The following is a 17,866-nucleotide window of genomic DNA, read 5'->3' as shown; positions in this document are numbered from 1 at the left end:
GTCAGCCCGCCGCGGGAGTCGGGAGCTTGAGGTTCGGGCAGTTCGCGTGCATCCACTGGTTGAGCTTCTGGATGGCGGTCGCATACTTCGCGATCGTGGCCTGGTCGCTCTCAGCGACCTTGCCGGCGGAGACGAGCTCGTAGCCCGCGGCGACGTCCCGCATCGCCGGTTTCAGGTCGTCCGGAGCGGCGTCGACAAGCGCGGTGAAGCGCTTGGCCAGCTTCTCGCGCAGGGCGGGGTCGGCCTGGGGCTGGTTCCATTGGGCGAGGTCGACGCCGCCGCCGTCCGCGATCGCGGCGCAGAACCCCTCCTTGGTCCCCGCGCCGGCAGCAGGTTCGTCCTTGTCCGGTGCCGGTGCGGACTGCCGGGTGGTGGGCTGCTCGGTGGCGGTGCCGGAGTCCGAGCAGCCTGTCAGCGTGAGGGCCAGGAGTGCCGCGGCCGCGAGCGGGATCCGTCGAGAGTTCATACGACGACTCTCGCCGGGCGGCATCTCACCGGGCTCTCACGGCCGTTTCACAGCGGTTCGATCCCGAGTTTGTGGGTGAAGACGTTCCGCGGGTCCCAGGCCGATTTGATCCGGCGCAGCCGCGGGTAGTTGCCCAGGTAGTACAGGTCGTGCCACGGCACGCCCGACTTGTTGTACGCCGGATCGGCCAGATCCACATCCGGGTAGTTGATGTACGACCCGGCGTTGACCGCGTTCGGCGCCGGTACGCCGCCCGTGTCGCGATACAGCTCGGCGTACCACTTCCGCACCCACCCGAGATGTTTCGCATCCTCGCCCGCGTCGTTCCAGCTCACCGTGGTGACCATCTTCGCGACCACGTCCCGCTGGGCGGTCGCGGTCGCATCCGGCTTGACCGTGTTGACCTTGCCGCCGTACGGGATCAGCAGCAGCGACGTCTCCGGCGCGGTGTTCGCGGTATCGGTCAGCATCGCGTGGATCGTCTCGATCTGCGCGTCGCTGTAGCCCTTGCGCAGGTAGCCGGCCTTCCACTTGTTCCGGGTCACGCTCGGCCCGGCCGGGATCGACCGCTGGATCGTCGTCCCCAGGAACGGCCCCTCCGGCACCGGATAGACCGCCGGCGCCGGGTCGAGCCCGGCAACCATCGCCTTCGTGAACGTCTCCAGCAGCCCGGCCGCGTTCGGCACCGACGCGTCGAGCTGGTTCGACATCAGGAAGCTCCCCGCGGACGACGCCGACAGGATGAACGGGCTGTACAGCGTGGCGTACGGCGAGTCGGCCGTGTTGTGCGCCTCGAAGAAGTCGAAGAAGTTCCGCACCGCCCGCGCGAACCCGGCCTTCCCGATCGTCTTCCAGTCGTAGACGATGATATTCGACAACAAGCTGGTAGGTGCCTTTGGCAACAAATCGCCCGGCTCCCGCCCGGTCGCGCCGGCCGACCGCATCAGGTACCGCGTGACCAGCCCGAAGTTCCCGCCGCCGCCACCGGTATGCGCCCACCACAGGTCCTTGTGCGCGTTGTCCCGCGTCGCGACCACCGCCCGCGCCCGGCCGCGCGCGTCGACGACGACCACCTCGAGCCCGTACAGGTGATCGACGACCGAGCCGTGCTTGCGCGACAGCGGCCCGTACCCGCCGCCCGCGAAATGCCCGCCGACGCCGACCCCGAGACATCCGCCGCCCGGGATCGTCACACCCCAGCCGTAGAACAGCTCCTTGTAGACCTTCTCCAGCGTCGCGCCGACCCCGATCGAGAACGCGCGATACCGCTCGTCGAAGCTGACGTCGTCGTACGTCGACAGGTCGAGCAGCACCTGGACGTCGGAGCTGTCGACGAAGTCCTCGAAACAGTGCCCGCCGCTGCGGACGGCGATCTTCTTGCCACCCCGAACCGCCTCCTGCACAGCGCGGACGGCGTCCTCGGTCGACTGGATGACCCGCGCGTACTCCGGCCGCGCGGTGAAGCGTTTGTTCTGGCCGCGCTGGACCAGATCGGCGTACCGGTTGTCGCCCGGCCGGATCTTCTCCCCAGCAGCAACGGACAGCGGCGCAGCGCTGGCGGTGGTGACCGGGACGGCGAGCCCCGCTCCGGCGACGGCGGTTCCGGCCAGTAGACCTCGACGGCTGATCGGCATCGATTTCTCCCCACGTGGTTCGACTGCCCCGAACCTATGAAGAGACCGCCTGCGCCCACATCAGCCGTCTGGCTGAGTCGACCTATCCCCTATCCGGCGTAGAGCCGGCCGAGCGGCTCGCCGACGACGACGCCGGCCAGCGCCCCGGCCAGCATGAACGGCCCGAACGGCACCATCTCGCGCCGCGTCAGCACCCGCGCCGCGATCAGCACGATCCCGACCACCGCCCCGAGGAAGAACCCGCCGTACAGCCCGGCCGCGAACTCACCCCAGCCGAGCCACCCGAGCGCCAGCCCGAGCAGCCCCGACAACCGCACATCACCGAACCCCACCCCACGCGGAAACGCGAACCACAGCACGTAGAACACCCCGAACCCGATCGCCCCCGCGATCGCCGCCCGGCGCAGCGCATCCCACTCCCCCGACATCAGCGCCGCACCGACCAGCGCGAGCCCGACCACGGCGTACGTCGGCCAGATGATCGCCGACGGCAGGAACCGCGTCCGCGCGTCGATGTACCCGAGCACCGCACCCGAAACGGCCAGCAGCAGCCAGGCGATCAGTGCGGCGTCCTCAGCCAGCAGCCAGCCCAGCACTCCTCCAGCAACCGCAGCCAGGCCACCACACCAGTACGCCGCCCGCGGCCCAGCCAGCTCGGCGTACAGCACCTTCGTGTCACCCTCGTCGAGCACCGGCTCCGGAATCCGCCGCAACAGCCAGGGCGCGAGTACGGACGCCGCCGCCCCGCAGCAGACCACTCCCGCTGCCGCGGCCAGCCACTCACTCGACACGGTCTTGCACCCTAGACCGCCGCCGGAACAGCGCCAAACCGCCGCCGACGAGCAGCAGCACCCCACCCGCCAGCACCCCGAATGTGCTCCAGCCGGGCTCGTTCCGCGTCACGTACCTGATGCGCTGGAACGGCTCATCAGATGCCGCTCTGGTGAAGGTGAAATCAGAGGTGATCCGGGCCGGCTCCGGATAGCTCACCCGGTACGCCGTCAGGTAGTCGGCCGGGGCCGGTAGCGCCGGGTCGAGCGCGCGCCCGGCGTACAGGAGCTCGGGCTGGACGCCGGCGACCGGGAGGGTGCTGGCGTCGACGCGGTGCTGGGCGGCGACATACACGGTCACCTTCTGCGCGGTCGTTGCGCCCTTGCTGAGCCGCATCGGGTAGACGATCTGCTCCGACCCGAACGTGAGCCGCAGCGGCGGTGTCTCCCCGGCGAGTTGGCCGCCGGTCTGCTGGGGCGCGAGCTTGACCGCGACAATCTCCCAGCCCTCGGTCAGGTACGGCGCGAGGTTGGCTGCGAGCCCGTCCGGGACGACGTACCCGTTCGCATCGAGCCAGTCGGTGACACCAGCCGGGCCGCCGCCCAGCCGGGCGATCTGGAACGGCCCGAGCCGCATCTGTTCGTGCACGTTCACCCCGCCGGGCGCGGCACCCGCCGACGCACCGTCGCGCTGCAGCAGGTCGAGGCCGCGGAACGGCCAGTAGGTCTTGCGGATCACGACCTTCGGCAGAGTGATCCGATCGAGCCGCGGGAACAGGTTCTCGTCCCCGAGTTCGAGTTTCGCGGGCCCCGGGGTCGGCATGATCCAGGCCGCCTTCTTCGACGACCCGGTGATCGCCATCGACAGCGTGATCTCCTCGGTCCGCCGGGCATCGTCGTACCGGACGAGCGCCTGCTCGCCGTACGCCCGCGCGCGGGAATCGGCGTCCGACAGATAGCCGCCGCACGCGCAGGCCCACGCCGGAACCACCCCGGCGCCGACGAACCCGAGCGCGAGTGTTCCCGCGATCCCCCGCCAAAACTTCATGGCGGGAGACTAACGCCTAAACGAAGGTGTACGGGGTGTGGAAGAAGCCGGCCGGGTCGTACTTCTTCTTGACCGCGCGCAGCCGGGGCAGGCTGGCGCCGTAGTAGGTGGAGACGCCGCGGCGGGCCTCGACGTAGTTGACGTAGCCGCCGGCCGAGAACGAGCGGACGGCGGCGTGACCGTTGTCGATGAAGGTCTGCGCGGCCTTGAGCTGTGCGGACGACGGCTTCGGCGCCGTCCCGACGTACCACTGGATGACGCCGAGAGCCGAGCGCCACGGCCAGGCCGCGCCACCGGCCGGCTGTTTCGCGGCCTGCCCGCCGAGCGGGTCGATGATCGCGGCGGCCGGCGTCTTGGCCCGGGCCGCGGCCTTCACCGCGGCGATCAGCGCGCTGATCGAAGAGGCGTTCAGCGGGGCGCGGAGGACGTCGGAGCCGGCCAGGAAACCCGTCCGCGGGCTGGTCGTGCCGCCGCCGAGGTACTTCACCGCCTCCATATGCGTCTTCACGGTGATCGAGCGGGACGACGCTTTCGCGCCGACGAACGACTCCAGCTGGGCGGCCGCGGCGGCCGCGTTACCGGTGGTGGAGATGCCGAGTACGTGCACCGAGAGGGTTCCGTTGCTCTTGGCATTGAGATGCAGGTTGCCCCAGGCCGTGCCCGGCGCCTTCTGGACGAACTCCTGCCAGCCGGCCACGACCGCGGCCGCCTTTGCCTCCGGCCAGGTCAGCCGGAAGAAGCCGAGCTTCGGCCCCGGGATCGTCGCGAACTGGAACGACGTCACGACGGCCAGGTTGCCGCCGCCACCGCCGCGCAGCGCCCAGAACAGATCCGGATCGGTGTTCGCCGAGATCGCGCGCGCCTTGCCGTCGGCGGTCACCACGCTCATCCCGACCAGCCGGTCGCAGGTCAGCCCCCAGGCGCGGGTGTGGATACCCATCCCGCCACCCAGCGTCAGGCCGGCGACGCCGACGGTCGGGCAGGTGCCGGTCGGCAGCGAGCGGCCGTACTTGTCGAGGAACGCGTGCACGTCGTACAACCGCGCCCCGGCCCCGACGGTCAGGACGCCGTTCTTCGCATACGTCATCCCACGCAGGGCCCCGACATCGAGCTGAATGCCCTTGCTGAGCACGGATGCGCCGACGTACGAGTGGCCGCCGGCTTTCGGGACCAGAACGAGTTTGTTGTCCCGCGCGAAGTTGATCGTGGTGACGACATCCGCCGTCCGGGCGGCGCGGACGACCGCGGCCGGCTGGACCGCATCCCAGCGGGGGTTGAAGAGCTGATGCGCCGCGGCGTACCCGGACGTCGACGGCATGAACAACTTGCCGCCCTGCAGAGCGCGAGACAACCGGTTCCAGTTCGGCGCCGCGGTGCTGCTCGCCAGCGCGTCGGTCACGCCGGTCAGCGCGACGGCGGCGGTGACACCGCCTGCCTTCAGAACGGTACGGCGGTCAAGCTGGCTCACGATCGTCGAGCTCCTCACGTGCGGCGGCCCTCATGGCCGCCAGCGGCGCGGGCGACCTACCCGTCATCATCTCCACCTGCAGGGTCGCCTGGTGCACAAGGAGATCAAGCCCGTTCAACAGCTCTGTACCGATCCGGTGCGCGGACAGCGCGAGCTGCGTCGGCCATGGGTGGTAGGCCACGTCGAAGACCACCGGCGCGACACTCGCGAAGTGGTCCGCCCACGCGTCCACCGCGCCGCCGGGCAGCGTCGAGATGCACAGGTCGAACCCGCCGATCTGCTCGACCTGGGAGAAGTCGGCGACCGACGTTTTCAACCCTAGCTCGGCCGCCAGATCGAGCAGCCGCTCCGTTTTCCCGAGGTCGCGGACGACGACCGTCACCTCGCTGACCCGCATCCCGCGCAGCGCCGCCAGCGTCGAGGCGGCCGTGGCGCCCCCGCCCAGGACGACGGCCGAGTCGGCGACCGTGATCCCGCGCTCGGCGAACGCGCTGACCAGCCCCGGGACGTCGGTGTTGTGCGCGGACCGGGAGCCGTCGGGCTCGAACAGCATCGTGTTCGCCGCGCCGATCAGCTCGGCGACCGGATCGACCGTGTCGACGAGGTCGAGCGCGACCCGCTTCAGCGGCATCGTCAGCGACAGCCCGCGGACGTCGTCGCCCAGGGACGCGACGAACCCGCGCAGCTCGTCCTCCCCGACCTCGAACGCGTCGTACGACCAGTCGAGCCCGAGCGCGGCGTACGCGGCCCGGTGCATGGCCGGGGACAGCGAGTGCGCGATCGGCGAACCCAGCACGGCACAACGGGTCATGTCAGCAGCGGCCCTTGTTCGCCGAACACCAGGCCCGCAGCTTGTTCACGTTCGCCTGGTGCTCGGACGCCGTCCGCGCGAACGCGGTCTCGCCGGTGTCCAGGTTGACCAGCGTGAAGTACAGCCAGCCGCCCTTGGTCGGGTTGACCGCGGCCCGCATCGTGTCCTTGGTCGGCGAGCTGATCGGCGTCGGCGGCAGATCCTTGTACTTGTAGGTGTTGTACGGCGAGTCGATGTCGCGCTGCTCTTCGGTCGTGAAGACGCCGCCGTCGCGGCCGGCCACGTAGTGCACGGTCGAGTCCATCTGCAGGCGCATCCCGGCGGCCAGCCGGTTGTAGATCACCCGGGCGACCTTGCCGTAGTCCTGCTGGCGGTTGGTCTCGCTCTGGATGATGCTGGCCACGATCAGCGCGCGGTACGGGTCGATGTCCTTGGCCTGCGCGGTCTTGACGAAGTTCACCGCGGCGGCGTTCTTCGCGTACTGCCCGGTCATCAGCTTGATCATCGCGGTCGCGTCGGCGCCCTTCGGCACGTCGTACGTCCCCGGGGCGAGGAAGCCCTCGGCGTTCGCGTGCGCGTAGGCCGGCAGGCCCAGGCCCTTCGGGTTCCCCATCGCCTTGGCGGCCGACCCGGCCGGCAGCTTGAACCGCGGGTTCTGCAGGATCGCGACCACTTCGGCCTTGGTCTTACCGGCCGGGACGCTGACCCGGAGCACCCGGATCGACTCGGCCGTGTTCAGCATCAGCTCGAACGCGGCCTTCGCGGACATGTGCTTGCGCAGCGTGTACGTCGCGGCCTGGATCTGCCGCGAGCGCGGATCCTCGCGGGCCACCCGCTCGAACGCCTTGGCGCTCTTGACGACCTCTTTCTTCTCCAGGGTGTCGGCGATCGACGCCGTCGCCTGGCCCTTGGTGATCTCCACCGAGACCGTGCCCTCGCCGTTGCCCTCGTAGTCCGGGGCGGCGAAGACCTTCTCCAGCGCGTCCTTGCCCTTGCCGAAGCCGATCACGGCGCCGGCGACCAGCGAGCCCACGACCAGCAGCGAGATGATCACCGCGAAACAGCCCAGGCCGCGGCGGGCGCGCTGTTTGCGGCGCAGCTCGCGGCGCTCCACCCGGCTCTCCGGGCGCAGCCCGAGGCCGGTGCCGAGGTCTTCGCCCTCGGTCCGGTCGTCGTCCACCGTCGGTCGGTTCACAAAGGCCTCCCCGGTGGATTGCCGGTCTCCCGCTCGAGATCGAGCGCATGCTGCAGGATCACGACCGCCGCGGCCTGATCGACCACCGCGCGCCGCTTCGAACCCTTCTTACCGCGCTCACGCAACACCCGTTCGGCGGTGACCGTGGTGAACCGCTCGTCCACCAGCCGCACCGCGGGCCCCGCGTCGTCCTTCCGCACCAGCTGCCGCACCTGCCCCGCCGTCTCCCGGATCTTCGCCGCGGCGGGCCCCTCGCCCCCGTTCAGGGACCGCGGCAGCCCGATCACGATCTCGACCGCCTCCAGTTCGGCGACGAGTGCGGCGATCCTACCCAGATCACCGGGCCCCCGGCGGATCGTCTCCACCGGGGTGGCCAGAATTCCGTGCGGATCGCTCTGGGCGACGCCGATCCGGGCGTCTCCGATGTCCAGTGCGATCCGCACGCCGGTTCTCATGTGTCAGCCCGTGACGAGCTGACCGATGGTGTGCTCGACCGCCGCCAGCGCGTCGTCCGCACCGGCCGCGTCCGTGCCGCCACCCTGCGCGACGTCGTCCTTGCCGCCGCCCTTGCCGCCGAGCTTCTCGGCCGCCGTGCGGACCAGGTCGCCCGCCTTCAGCCGCCACTCGCGCGCGGTGTCGTTGAGCGCGACCACGATGCCCGGCTTGCCGTCGTTGACGCTCAGGACGGCGACCACGGCCGGCTTGTCGTTCGCCATCCGGCCGCGGACGTCGAGGGCCAGCTTGCGCAGGTCGCCGCCGTTGACGCCGTCGGGCGCGCGGTGGCCGACGTACTGGACGCCGAAGACGTCCTTCGGCGCGGCCGCCAGCTCGCCCGCCGCCTGCAGCACCTGGGCCGCGCGAACCTTCTCCAGCTCCTTCTCGGCCACCCGCAGCCGCTCGGCGAGGTCGGCGACCTTGGCCGGCAGCTCCTCCGGGCGGGTCTTCAGGTTCTCGCTGAGCAGCCGGACCAGCGACCGCTCGCGGCCGAGGTAGTGCAGCGCCTCCATCCCGACGAAGGCCTCGACGCGCCGGACGCCGGCGCCCACCGAGGACTCGCTGGTGATGGTCAGCGCCCCGACCTGCGACGAGTGCTTGACGTGCGTACCGCCGCAGAGCTCACGCGACCAGGGGCCGCCGATCTCGACCACGCGGACCTGCTCGTCGTACGTCTCGCCGAACAGCGCCAGCGCGCCCCACTCCCGGGCCTCCGGCAGCGTCATGTACTGCGCGGCGACCGGCAGATCCTGGCGGACGGCGAGGTTCGCGACCTCTTCGATCTCGGACCGGGTGGCCTGGTCGAGCGCCGACGTCCACGCGAAGTCGAGGCGCAGGTAGCCGGGCTTGTTGTACGAGCCGCTCTGCAACGCGTTCGGCCCGAGGACCTGCCGCAGCGCGGCGTGCACGACGTGGGTGCCGGAGTGCGCCTGGCAGGCCTGGACCCGCCACTCGTGGTCGACCTCGGCCTGGACGTCGAGCCCCGGGCGCAGCACGCCCTCGACGACCTCGACCCGGTGCACGATCAGGCCCTTGACCGGCCGCTGGACGTCAAGCACCTTCAGCTTCACGCCGTCGGCCACGATCAGGCCCTCGTCGGCGATCTGGCCGCCGGACTCGGCGTAGAACGGGGTCTTCTCCAGCACGACCTCGACGGTCTCGCCCGGCTCGGCCGAGCTCGCGACGACGCCGTCCCGCAGCAGGCCGCGGACCTGCGAGTCGGTGCTGAGCTCCTGGTAGCCGGTGAACTCGGTGGCGCCCTTCTCCCGCAGCTCCCGGTAGCCCGAGGTGTCGGCGTGGCCGGCCTTCTTGGCGCGCGCGTCGGCCTTGGCCCGCTCGCGCTGCTCCTTCATCAGCGAGCGGAAGCCCTCGGTGTCGACGTTCAGGCCCTGCTCGGCGGCCATCTCGACGGTCAGGTCGATCGGGAAGCCGTAGGTGTCGTGCAGCTGGAACGCCTTGGCGCCCTCGAGCTGGTGCGCGCCGCCGGCCTTCGCGTCCTTGACGGCGACGTCGAGGATCGTCGTACCGGCCGTCAGCGTGCGCCGGAAAGCCTCCTCCTCGGCGTACGCGACCTGGCTGATCCGGCCGAAGTCGGACTCCAGCTCGGGGTAGGACTTCTTCATCTGCTGCAGGCTGACCGGCAGCAGCTCGACCAGCGACGGGTCCTCGTAGCCGAGCAGGCGCATCGAGCGGATCGCGCGGCGGAGCAGCCGGCGCAGGACGTACCCGCCCTGCTCGTTACTCGGGGTGACGCCGTCGCCGATCAGCATCAGCGCGCTGCGGACGTGGTCCGCGACGACGCGGAACCGGACGTCGTCGACGTGCTCGGCGCCGTACTTGCGCTGGGTCAGCTCGGAGGCCTTCTCGATCACCGGGAAGATCTCGTCGATCTCGTACATGTTGTCGACGCCCTGCAGCAGGTACGCGACCCGCTCCAGGCCGAGGCCGGTGTCGATGTTCTTCTTCGGCAGCTCGCCGAGGATCGGGTAGCCGTCCTTGCCGCCGCCCTCGCCGCGGATGTTCTGCATGAAGACCAGGTTCCAGAACTCCAGGTAGCGGTCGCCCGCCTCCCAGTCCCGGTCGGCGCCGAACTCCGGGCCGCGGTCGATCAGGATCTCCGAGCACGGGCCGCACGGGCCGGGGATGCCCATCGACCAGAAGTTGTCCTTCATGCCGAGCCGGACGATCCGGTCGTCGGGCAGGCCGGCGACCCGCTTCCAGATGTCGATCGCCTCGTCGTCCTCGTAGTACACCGAGGCGTAGAGGACCGACTCGTCGAAGCCGTAGCCGCCTTCGCTCTGGGGCTTGGTGACCAGCTCCCAGGCGTACTGGACGGCCTGCTCCTTGAAGTAGTCGCCGAAGGAGAAGTTGCCGTTCATCTGGAAGAACGTGCCGTGCCGGGTGGTCTTGCCGACCTCGTCGATGTCGAGCGTCCGGACGCATTTCTGCACGCTGGTGGCCCGCGGGTACGGCGGGGTCTGCTGACCCACGAAGTACGGCACGAACTGGGCCATGCCGGCCACGTTGAACAACAGGTTCGGGTCCGGCGACGGGAGCGGCGCGCTCGGCACCACGGTGTGGCCGCGGTCCTCGAAGTAGCTCAGGAACCGCCGCCTGATCTCACTGGTTTCCATGGTGTTACCGGTAGTCCTCACGTTCGTTCGGCGCTGCGTCCATACCCAGCGCGTCCTTGAGCTCTGCTTCCCGTTCGGCCATGCCCTCGCGGACCTGGTCGCCGAAGTGCCGGACGGCGGCCGCCAGTTTGGCCGCCGACTCCTGGACGCTCTCCGGCGCGAGCACCTGGGCCCGCTTCTTCAGCCTGGTCACGGCGTAGACGCCGACGGCGATCCCGATGATCAGCCAGAAGATCCGCTTCATCGCTTCCGCGCCTTCCGCTCGGCCTTCATCTCGTCCTTCACCCGGCGGGCCACGTCGCGCCGCTGGTTCTCACCGAGCGCCCGGCGGACGCCGTACGTGAACGCGGCCGCCTTCACCAGCGGACCGCCCGCGGTCGCCGAGAACAGCGACACCAGGGCCGCCGCGTTGGTGCTCACGGTGGCCGCGTTGTCGGTGATGGTGTCCACCTTCGCCAGCTGGGCGTTGGTGGTGGCCACGGTCGTGGTCACCTCGCCGAGCAGCGGGACGCTGGAGTCGGAGACGCCTTTGACCATGATCCGGGTCTCGTCGAGCACCTTGCCGAGTTTGAGGATCGGATAGGCGAGCAGCCCGACCAGGATGAGCAGTGCGCAGGCCGCTATCAGCCCTGCGACTTCACCGACGCTCATGGAAAAAGCTCCACCTTCCGTTGCGACTCGTGGACCCCGCGACCCTATCGCGCGCTCATAGCGCACATTCCCTCAGGACACCATCCCCCACATAACAGTCCCCCACCAAACCCGCCCGCCCTTACGCTGAGGCGATGGCGATCGAGTACTCCCTCCACCTGTGCACGCCGACGCACCCGCAGGTGATCAGCTGGCTGATCGCGCCGGACGTCTGGTACCTCACCCACCACCGGACCGCCACCAGGCTCCTGATCACCGTGCACCCCGAGAGCTCGCCCAACCTGGTGCTCGGCGAATCCGACGTCTCGGTCGGCTTCCGGCTCGACAAGGTGGCCGATCCGGAACCGCAGTACGCCGAGATCGTGTCGATCGTCGTCCGGATCCTCACCGCCGAACCCGGCGACGCCATGCTGCAACAGGACTACGAGCGCATCCAGCTCCTCCGCCGCGGCGCCGACCTCCAGCTCAGCGACTCCTGGTACTGGTGGAAACCCGAACTCCTCGCCCTCATCCCTTGGCCCTACACCCGCCGCGACCTCCCCTACCCCGAGGACTAGCCGAAGGTGACCGTCAGCTCCTGCACGAGCCCGTCGGCGACCGCCCCCGCGGCGATCACCCCAGCGCACGCATCCTGCTGCCGCCGGCCGTTCCTGCGGTCATGCCGACCGAGGTTGAACACAAAGCACCTCTCACCCCAGGCCGCCTGCAGCCTGTCCAGCCCCTTTCAACCCCTACGGTGCCCCCGTGGCCATCGAGTACGTCTTCCAGTTGTGCACGACGACGCCCGTCCAGGCGTTCGCCCATCTCGAGGGCAAGTCGTCGACCGGCCTGCTCACCACCGTGCGCCCCGACGGCCGCGCCAACCTCGTCCTCGTCGAGCCCGAGCTCTCGGTCGGCTTCCGCTTCGACAAGATCGCCGAGCCGGAACCGCAGTACGCCGAACTCGTCCGCACCGTCGTCCGGCTGCTCGCCGACGAGCCCGGCGACGCCATGCTCCAACAGGACTTCGAACGCATCCTGCTCCTGCGCCGCGGCACCGACGTCCAACTGGGCGACATCTGGCTTTGGTCGAACCCCGAGTGGCTCGCGCTCATCCCCTCGCCCTACACCCGCCGTCCGATGCCCTACCCCGAGGACTGCTAGTCGAACGCGACCGTCAGCTCCTGCACGTGCCCGTCGGTCCCCCACACGATGCTCATCGTTCCCGTCCCGCCACCTGCCCACCGAAATCGCACCGCCTCGGCTGCTGCCTCCGCCTGCTTGCCGGCACCGATGAGGACCATCGTCTCGGCCGGTGGGTTTGCCTGATAGGCGGCCAGGATCGCCGGGCGGCCGACGTACGGGCCGGCCGGGACGCCGACGAACGCCATCCGCGCGTCGGCGGCGAACCGCTCGGCGAAGGCGGGCCAGTCGCCGGTGGTCACCGCGCGGTTGAAGGCCTCGACGTGATCGGCTGCGCGGCTCATCGGCGTCATTTGCGGTCGCGGAGGATCTTGCGGATGGCCTCGACGCGGTCGGCGTAGGCTGCTTCGCCGCCGCGGCGGGTGGGGGTGTAGTAGTCGGTGCCGTCGATGACGTCGGGGGCATATTGCTGGCTGACGACGCCGCGCGGGTCGTTGTGCGAGTACTGGTACGAGGCGCCGTGGCCGATCTTCTTGGCGCCCGAGTAGTGCGCGTCGCGCAGGTGGGCCGGGACCGGCCCGATCTTGCCCGCCTTCACGTCGCTGATCGCGGCGTCGACGGCCGTGATCACCGCGTTCGACTTCGGCGCGAGCGCGAGCGCGACCACCGCCTGGGCCAGGTTGATCCGCGCCTCCGGCATCCCGATCAGCTGCACGGCCTCGGCCGCCGCCACCGCGACCCCGAGCGCCGCCGGATCCCCCATCCCGATGTCCTCACTGGCCGAGATCACCAGCCGCCGCGCGATGAACCGCGGGTCCTCCCCCGCCACGATCATCCGCGCCAGGTAATGCATCGCCGCATCCACATCCGACCCGCGAATCGACTTGATCAGCGCCGACGCCACGTCGTAATGCTGATCCCCCGCCCGGTCGTACCGCACCGCAGCCCGATCCACCGCCGTCTCCAGCGTCTCCAGATCGATCACCGCCACGCCCCCGCCGTCCGCCACCCCTCCCCCTGAGCTCGCCGCTCCACCGGAGCCGACCTCGCCAGAACCGGACGTACCGAAAGCCGACGCCCCGGAGACTCCGGCGGCAGCCGCACCGGATTCCCCAGAGGTGGAAGTGCCGGAGGCGGCCGAGCCGGCTCCAGCGGACGAGGCCGAGTCGCCTGCACCGGAGGCGGACGGGCCGATGCCACCGGAAGCTAACGTGTCGGGTGCGCCGGAGGCGGCCGACTTCGCTTCAGTGGAGGCGGGGGTGCCGGTTGCGCGGGTGGGGTGTTTGGCGCGGGCGCCACCGGCGGCGGCTTCCAGGTAGGTGAGGGCGCGGCGGGCGTCGCCGCCGGCCATGCGGAGGAGGTGGTCGCGGGCATCGTCCGCGAGCGTGAACTCGCCGGCCAGGCCGCGCTCGTCGACGAGCGCCCGGTCGAGCAGCAGCGCGATGTCGTCGTCGGTGAGGGATTCGAGGGTGAGGAGGAGGGAGCGGGACAGGAGCGGGGAGATGACGGAGAAGAACGGGTTCTCGGTGGTGGCGGCGACGAGGGTGACCCAGCGGTTCTCGACGCCGGGCAGGAGGGCGTCCTGCTGGGCCTTGGTGAAGCGGTGCACCTCGTCGATGAACAGGACTGTCTCGACCGAGCCGTCGGCGCGGGCCAGGTCGCGCCGGGCGCCGTCGATCACCTGCCGGACGTCCTTCACGCCGGCCGTCACCGCGGACAGCTCGACGAACTTCCGGTTGGTCTGGTGTGACACCACGGCCGCGATCGTGGTCTTCCCCGTCCCCGGCGGGCCCCACAACAGCAACGACATCGGCTGGTCCCCCTCGACCAGCCGCCGCAACGGCGAGCCCGGCGCCAGCAGATGCTGCTGCCCCACCAGCTCGTCCAGACTCCGCGGCCGCATTCGCACCGCCAGCGGCGCCGCCGTATGGTCCATATCCGCGAGACTCCCGCCCCCTCGCGAAGGCGCAGCAGCTCCCGGCAACTCGAACAAGCCCTCACTCACACCCGAACCCTACCCACCCCCACCGACACCCCGAGCCGACCTCACCCCCGCACCCCGAACCCCCACCACTCACCAACTCCCCAAACCCACCCCGACACGCCGCCCCCACGGCGTGGTCGCCACGCTCAGCACCAGTTGCGTCGCCACGCTCAGCACCAGTTGCTGAGTGCCTGAGGTCCGCCTCGCAGGCGGCAGGCGGCAGGCGGCAGGCGGCAGGCGGCAGGCGGCAGGCGGCAGGCGGCAGGCGGCAGGCGGCAGGCGGCAGGCGGCAGGCGGCAGGCGGCAGGCGGCAGGCGGCAGGCGCACCCAACCCGAGCCCGGCACCCAACCACCAGCTCGCAGGCCTCACGAACTACGCCTTCCGGCCGCCGGCTACTCGACCACCAACCGAGCCCTCGGCCGCCACATGCCACCCGACCACCACCGCACTCCACCAGCAGCCAGTGGTCACGCAGGCACCGGCGGCCGGAGACCTCGCCGGTGCTCACCTCCCCGGCGACCGCAAGAAGAAGTCGTCCAGGCCCGACAACCGACGGCGGGGTGCCGGGCTCGGGTCGGGTGCCAGGCGTGGGCGGGTGGTTGGGTGTCGGGCTCGGGTCGGGTGCCAGGCGTGGGTGGGTGGGCGTGCGAAGGCCCCCTCGCCGGGGGCGAGGGGGCCTGGTTGCGCGGGGTTACTTCTTCTTGGGGTCTTCGTCGTCGGGGGCTTCGCGGAGTTCTTCCGGGAGGTCTTCGTCGGCGGCGTCGCGGAGTTCTTCGGGGAGGTCGGTTTCGTCGAAGTGCTCGTCGGGGATTTCTTCGGGCTGGGCGCCGGACTGGGGGCGGAGGGCGTTGCGGAGGCGGCCGAGGATCCGGTCGGCTTCGGTGCCGAAGGGGTTGTCGTTGACGAGGTAGGTCCAGGTGGCGGTGGGGCGGGGGACGCCGGAGGCGGCTTCGTCGAGGCCGGCGGCGGAGATCTCGGCGGTGGCGAAGGTCTCGGCGGCGTCGGTCCAGGCGTCGGCGACCAGGGTGTCGAAGGACGCGATCGCGGACTTGTTGAACTCGTCGATCGGCTTCATGTGCACGATGCCGCCGGCCAGCGAGCGCAGGTGGATGCCCTCGCGCAGGTCGGCCAGGTAGGCGAGGTGGTCGGTCCAGCGCCGGTCCAGGTGGTGCAGGGCGATCCGGCGGGCGGCGTCCTTGACGACGTCCTCGCCGTGCTCCTCGACCAGCTCGTCGTAGCGCTCCTTGACCCGCTCGGACAGCTCGGTCGCGGCCAGCCCCTCGGTCAGGACCTGCTCGCGGGTGTCGAGCAGGATCGCGCGCTGCTGGCCGGTCAGCCGGTGGTACTGCCACGTCGTCCGGTGCAGCTCGGCGTTGGCGCCGTCCGCGACCCGCTGGGCGTGGTCGAGCATGCCGATCGACTTCCGGTCGGTCAGCCGGCCGGTCTTGTCGGGGTGCGGACGCAGGCCCGAGGAGACGGAGTACCGGGTGACGAGCTCGTCGCCGAGGCTGGCGAAGAACAGCGAGCCGCCCGGGTCGCCCTGCCGGCCCGCGCGGCCGCGGAGCTGGTCGTCCAGCCGGCGGGAGGCGTGCAGACCGGTGCCGACGACGTACAGGCCGCCCAGCTCGAGCGCCTTCTCCTTGTCGTGCGACTCGTCCTTGCCGCCCAGCCGGATGTCGGTACCGCGACCGGCCATCTGGGTCGACACCGTGACCGTGCCCGGGACGCCGGCCTCCGCGATGATCGCCGCCTCCTCGGCGTCGTTCTTCGCGTTCAGCACCACGTGCGGGATCCCGGCCGCCTCGAGCTTGTCGCTCAGCTGCTCGGACTCCTCGACGCTGTGGGTGCCGATCAGGATCGGGCGGCCGGTCTCGTGCACCTCGGCGATGTGCTCGACGAGCGCCGCGTTCTTCTGGTCGACGGTCAGGTAGAGCCGGTCGACGTCGTCCTTGCGGATGTTCGGGTTGTTCGGCGGCACGACGGCCACCTCGACCTCGTAGAACTCCTGCAGCGACTCGCCGACCACGACCGCCGTACCGGTCATCCCGCAGAGCGACTTGTAGCCCTTGATCAGCGCCTGCACGGTGATGCTGTCCAGGATCTCGCCGGAGTCGCTGACCGGCACGGCCTCCTTGGCCTCGACCGCGGCCTGCAGCCCGTCGGGCCAGCGCTGCAGCTTGGCGATCCGGCCGCGGTTGTTGTTGATCAGGCTGACCTTGCCGTCGCGGACCAGGTAGTCGACGTCCTTGCGCAGCAGCACCTCGGCGTGCAGCGCGACGTTGATCTGCGTCAGCCGGTCCAGGTTCTCGTCGTCGTACAGGTTGACCTGCACGGCCTCCGGCTCGGCTTTCTCCTCAACCTCGCCGGCTTCCTCATCCTCAGCTTCGGTCTCGGCCGGCGCTTCGGCCGCAGCCGCGGTGGCCCGCTCGCCGAGCAGCTTCTCGACCTTGTCGGTGCCGGCATCGGTCAGCGCGACCGTCCGGCCGTCGCCGTCGATCTCGTAGTCCACGCCCGCGCGCAGCGTCCGGACGATCTGTACGACGTCGTCGTCCAGCTCCTCCGTCCGTGTCGCACCGGCCAGCACCAGCGGCACCCGGGCCTCGTCGATCAGCACCGAGTCGGCCTCGTCGACCAGCGCGACATCCGGCTCGGCGGTGACCCGCTCCTCGACGTCCGCGACCAGCCGGTCCCGCAGGACGTCGAAGCCGACCTCGCTCACCGGCACGTAGCAGACCTCGGCCTGGTACGCCGCCCGCCGCTCCTCCGGTGTCGACGCCTGCCCCACGTGCGCCACGGTCACACCGAGCAGCTCGTAGACCGGAGCCATCCACTCGGCGTCCCGGCGGGCCAGGTAGTCGTTGACCGCGAGCACGTGCACCTTGCGGCCGCCGACCGCATACCCGGCCGCGGCGAACGCGCCGGCCAGCGTCTTGCCCTCACCGGTCGCCATCTCGACCACGCGGCCCTGCAGCATCGCCAGCGCGCCGACGATCTGGCCGTCGAACGCCGACTCGCCCAGCGTCCGCCGGGCGGCGTCCCGGGCCAGGGCCAGGAACTCGATCTGCTCGTCCTCGTGCAGGCCGCCGGTGGTCCGGAGCTCGCCGACGGACTCGGTCAGCTCCTCGTCGGTCAGCGGCTCGACCGTCTTCTCCGCCTCGAGCACGAGCTGCGAGAGCCGCTCGTACGGGCCGAGGTCGATCGAGCCGGGGCGCTGCAGCAGCCGACGGAAGCGCGAGGTGATTTTCAGAGCCATAATGACGGCAACGTACAGGCTCCCCGTGTCGTTCCGAGACTCAGGTCAGCGTGTCTCGTCCCGTGCCGTCGCGAGCAGGTGCTCGGCGGAGTGCATCGGTGCGCTGGAGACGAGGCGGCGATGCGGAGCATCGTGGGCTCGGCTCCGGTGCAGCGAGGCGCCCGCCGAGTGCCGCGCAGTAGGCGCGGGGCGAGACGCGTTGGCCTAAGTCAGCGTGTCTCGTCCCGTGCCGTCGCGAGCAGGTGCTCGGCGGAGTGCATCGGTGCGCTGGAGACGAGGCGGCGATGCGGAGCATCGTGGGCTCGGCTCCGGTGCAGCGAGGCGCCCGCCGAGTG

General features: G+C 70.6%; 17 protein-coding genes. 2 read left to right on the top strand and 15 right to left on the bottom strand.

Annotated features, from left to right (window positions below):
- Window position 1 precedes the first annotated feature (1 nt).
- The 11 genes from HPO96_RS34450 to HPO96_RS34400 all read right to left on the bottom strand — a co-directional run bounded on the left by HPO96_RS34450 (window position 2) and on the right by HPO96_RS34400 (window position 11,171).
- Window positions 2–466, bottom strand: coding sequence for a hypothetical protein (locus HPO96_RS34450; RefSeq protein WP_171678665.1), 465 nt, complete (start codon window positions 464–466; stop codon window positions 2–4).
- A gap of 47 nt (window positions 467–513) precedes the next feature.
- The gene (locus tag HPO96_RS34445) at window positions 514–2,100 is read right to left on the bottom strand and encodes an FAD-binding oxidoreductase (RefSeq protein ID WP_171678664.1); all 1,587 of its coding nucleotides are present in this window, start codon (window positions 2,098–2,100) and stop codon (window positions 514–516) included.
- Window positions 2,101–2,189: 89 nt separating this feature from the next.
- Window positions 2,190–2,891, bottom strand: coding sequence for an A24 family peptidase (locus tag HPO96_RS34440; RefSeq protein WP_337796925.1), 702 nt, complete (start codon window positions 2,889–2,891; stop codon window positions 2,190–2,192).
- Window positions 2,881–3,918 (bottom strand): DUF2330 domain-containing protein, encoded by a 1,038-nt coding sequence (locus HPO96_RS34435; protein WP_171678662.1) that lies wholly within the window; start codon window positions 3,916–3,918, stop codon window positions 2,881–2,883. The genes HPO96_RS34440 and HPO96_RS34435 overlap by 11 nt, the downstream gene beginning before the upstream one ends.
- Window positions 3,919–3,934: 16 nt before the next feature.
- Window positions 3,935–5,386: an FAD-binding protein gene (locus HPO96_RS34430; protein WP_171678661.1), complete on the bottom strand. Its 1,452-nt coding sequence runs from the start codon at window positions 5,384–5,386 to the stop codon at window positions 3,935–3,937.
- Window positions 5,373–6,197: a shikimate dehydrogenase gene (locus tag HPO96_RS34425; protein ID WP_171678660.1), complete on the bottom strand. Its 825-nt coding sequence runs from the start codon at window positions 6,195–6,197 to the stop codon at window positions 5,373–5,375. The genes HPO96_RS34430 and HPO96_RS34425 overlap by 14 nt, the downstream gene beginning before the upstream one ends.
- 1 nt (window position 6,198) lies before the next feature.
- The gene (gene mltG, locus HPO96_RS34420) at window positions 6,199–7,392 is read right to left on the bottom strand and encodes an endolytic transglycosylase MltG (protein ID WP_171678659.1); all 1,194 of its coding nucleotides are present in this window, start codon (window positions 7,390–7,392) and stop codon (window positions 6,199–6,201) included.
- Window positions 7,389–7,847, bottom strand: a complete 459-nt coding sequence (ruvX, locus tag HPO96_RS34415) for a Holliday junction resolvase RuvX (RefSeq protein ID WP_171678658.1) — start codon at window positions 7,845–7,847, stop codon at window positions 7,389–7,391. The genes mltG and ruvX overlap by 4 nt, the downstream gene beginning before the upstream one ends.
- Before the next feature lie 3 nt (window positions 7,848–7,850).
- Entirely contained in the window at window positions 7,851–10,520 is a 2,670-nt protein-coding gene (alaS, locus tag HPO96_RS34410; protein ID WP_171678657.1) for an alanine--tRNA ligase, read from the bottom strand.
- A gap of 4 nt (window positions 10,521–10,524) precedes the next feature.
- Window positions 10,525–10,764, bottom strand: a complete 240-nt coding sequence (locus HPO96_RS34405) for a DUF6167 family protein (RefSeq protein ID WP_171678656.1) — start codon at window positions 10,762–10,764, stop codon at window positions 10,525–10,527.
- A complete protein-coding gene (locus HPO96_RS34400) occupies window positions 10,761–11,171 on the bottom strand; it encodes a DUF948 domain-containing protein (RefSeq protein WP_171678655.1) in 411 nt (136 codons plus the stop codon). The genes HPO96_RS34405 and HPO96_RS34400 overlap by 4 nt, the downstream gene beginning before the upstream one ends.
- A 134-nt stretch (window positions 11,172–11,305) precedes the next feature.
- On the opposite strand from HPO96_RS34400, the gene HPO96_RS34395 reads away from it, so the two are divergent.
- Window positions 11,306–11,728, top strand: a complete 423-nt coding sequence (locus tag HPO96_RS34395; RefSeq protein WP_171678654.1) for a SitI3 family protein — start codon at window positions 11,306–11,308, stop codon at window positions 11,726–11,728.
- Here HPO96_RS34395 and HPO96_RS39350 read toward each other — a convergent pair.
- Window positions 11,725–11,850 (bottom strand): hypothetical protein, encoded by a 126-nt coding sequence (locus HPO96_RS39350; protein ID WP_272954774.1) that lies wholly within the window; start codon window positions 11,848–11,850, stop codon window positions 11,725–11,727. The genes HPO96_RS34395 and HPO96_RS39350 overlap by 4 nt on opposite strands.
- 65 nt (window positions 11,851–11,915) lie before the next feature.
- On the opposite strand from HPO96_RS39350, the gene HPO96_RS34390 reads away from it, so the two are divergent.
- Window positions 11,916–12,314 carry a SitI3 family protein gene (locus HPO96_RS34390; RefSeq protein ID WP_171678653.1) on the top strand — a complete coding sequence of 133 codons (399 nt, stop codon included), beginning with the start codon at window positions 11,916–11,918 and terminating at the stop codon, window positions 12,312–12,314.
- On the opposite strand, the gene HPO96_RS34385 is transcribed toward HPO96_RS34390, so the two are convergent.
- From HPO96_RS34385 to HPO96_RS34375, 3 genes are all read right to left on the bottom strand, one after another.
- A complete protein-coding gene (locus HPO96_RS34385) occupies window positions 12,311–12,637 on the bottom strand; it encodes a DUF4440 domain-containing protein (protein WP_202886779.1) in 327 nt (108 codons plus the stop codon). The genes HPO96_RS34390 and HPO96_RS34385 overlap by 4 nt on opposite strands.
- Window positions 12,638–12,642: 5 nt before the next feature.
- Entirely contained in the window at window positions 12,643–14,298 is a 1,656-nt protein-coding gene (locus HPO96_RS39960) for a replication-associated recombination protein A (protein ID WP_420371484.1), read from the bottom strand.
- Between the two features lie 671 nt (window positions 14,299–14,969).
- Complete coding sequence (locus HPO96_RS34375) at window positions 14,970–17,531, bottom strand: preprotein translocase subunit SecA (RefSeq protein WP_171678650.1); 2,562 nt, start codon at window positions 17,529–17,531, stop codon at window positions 14,970–14,972.
- Between the last annotated feature and the right edge of the window lie 335 nt (window positions 17,532–17,866).

Origin of the sequence: Kribbella sandramycini (assembly GCF_013131805.1) — a bacterium.
Taxonomy (GTDB): domain Bacteria; phylum Actinomycetota; class Actinomycetes; order Propionibacteriales; family Kribbellaceae; genus Kribbella; species Kribbella sandramycini.
This window is presented reverse-complemented; position numbering and strand designations above follow the sequence as displayed.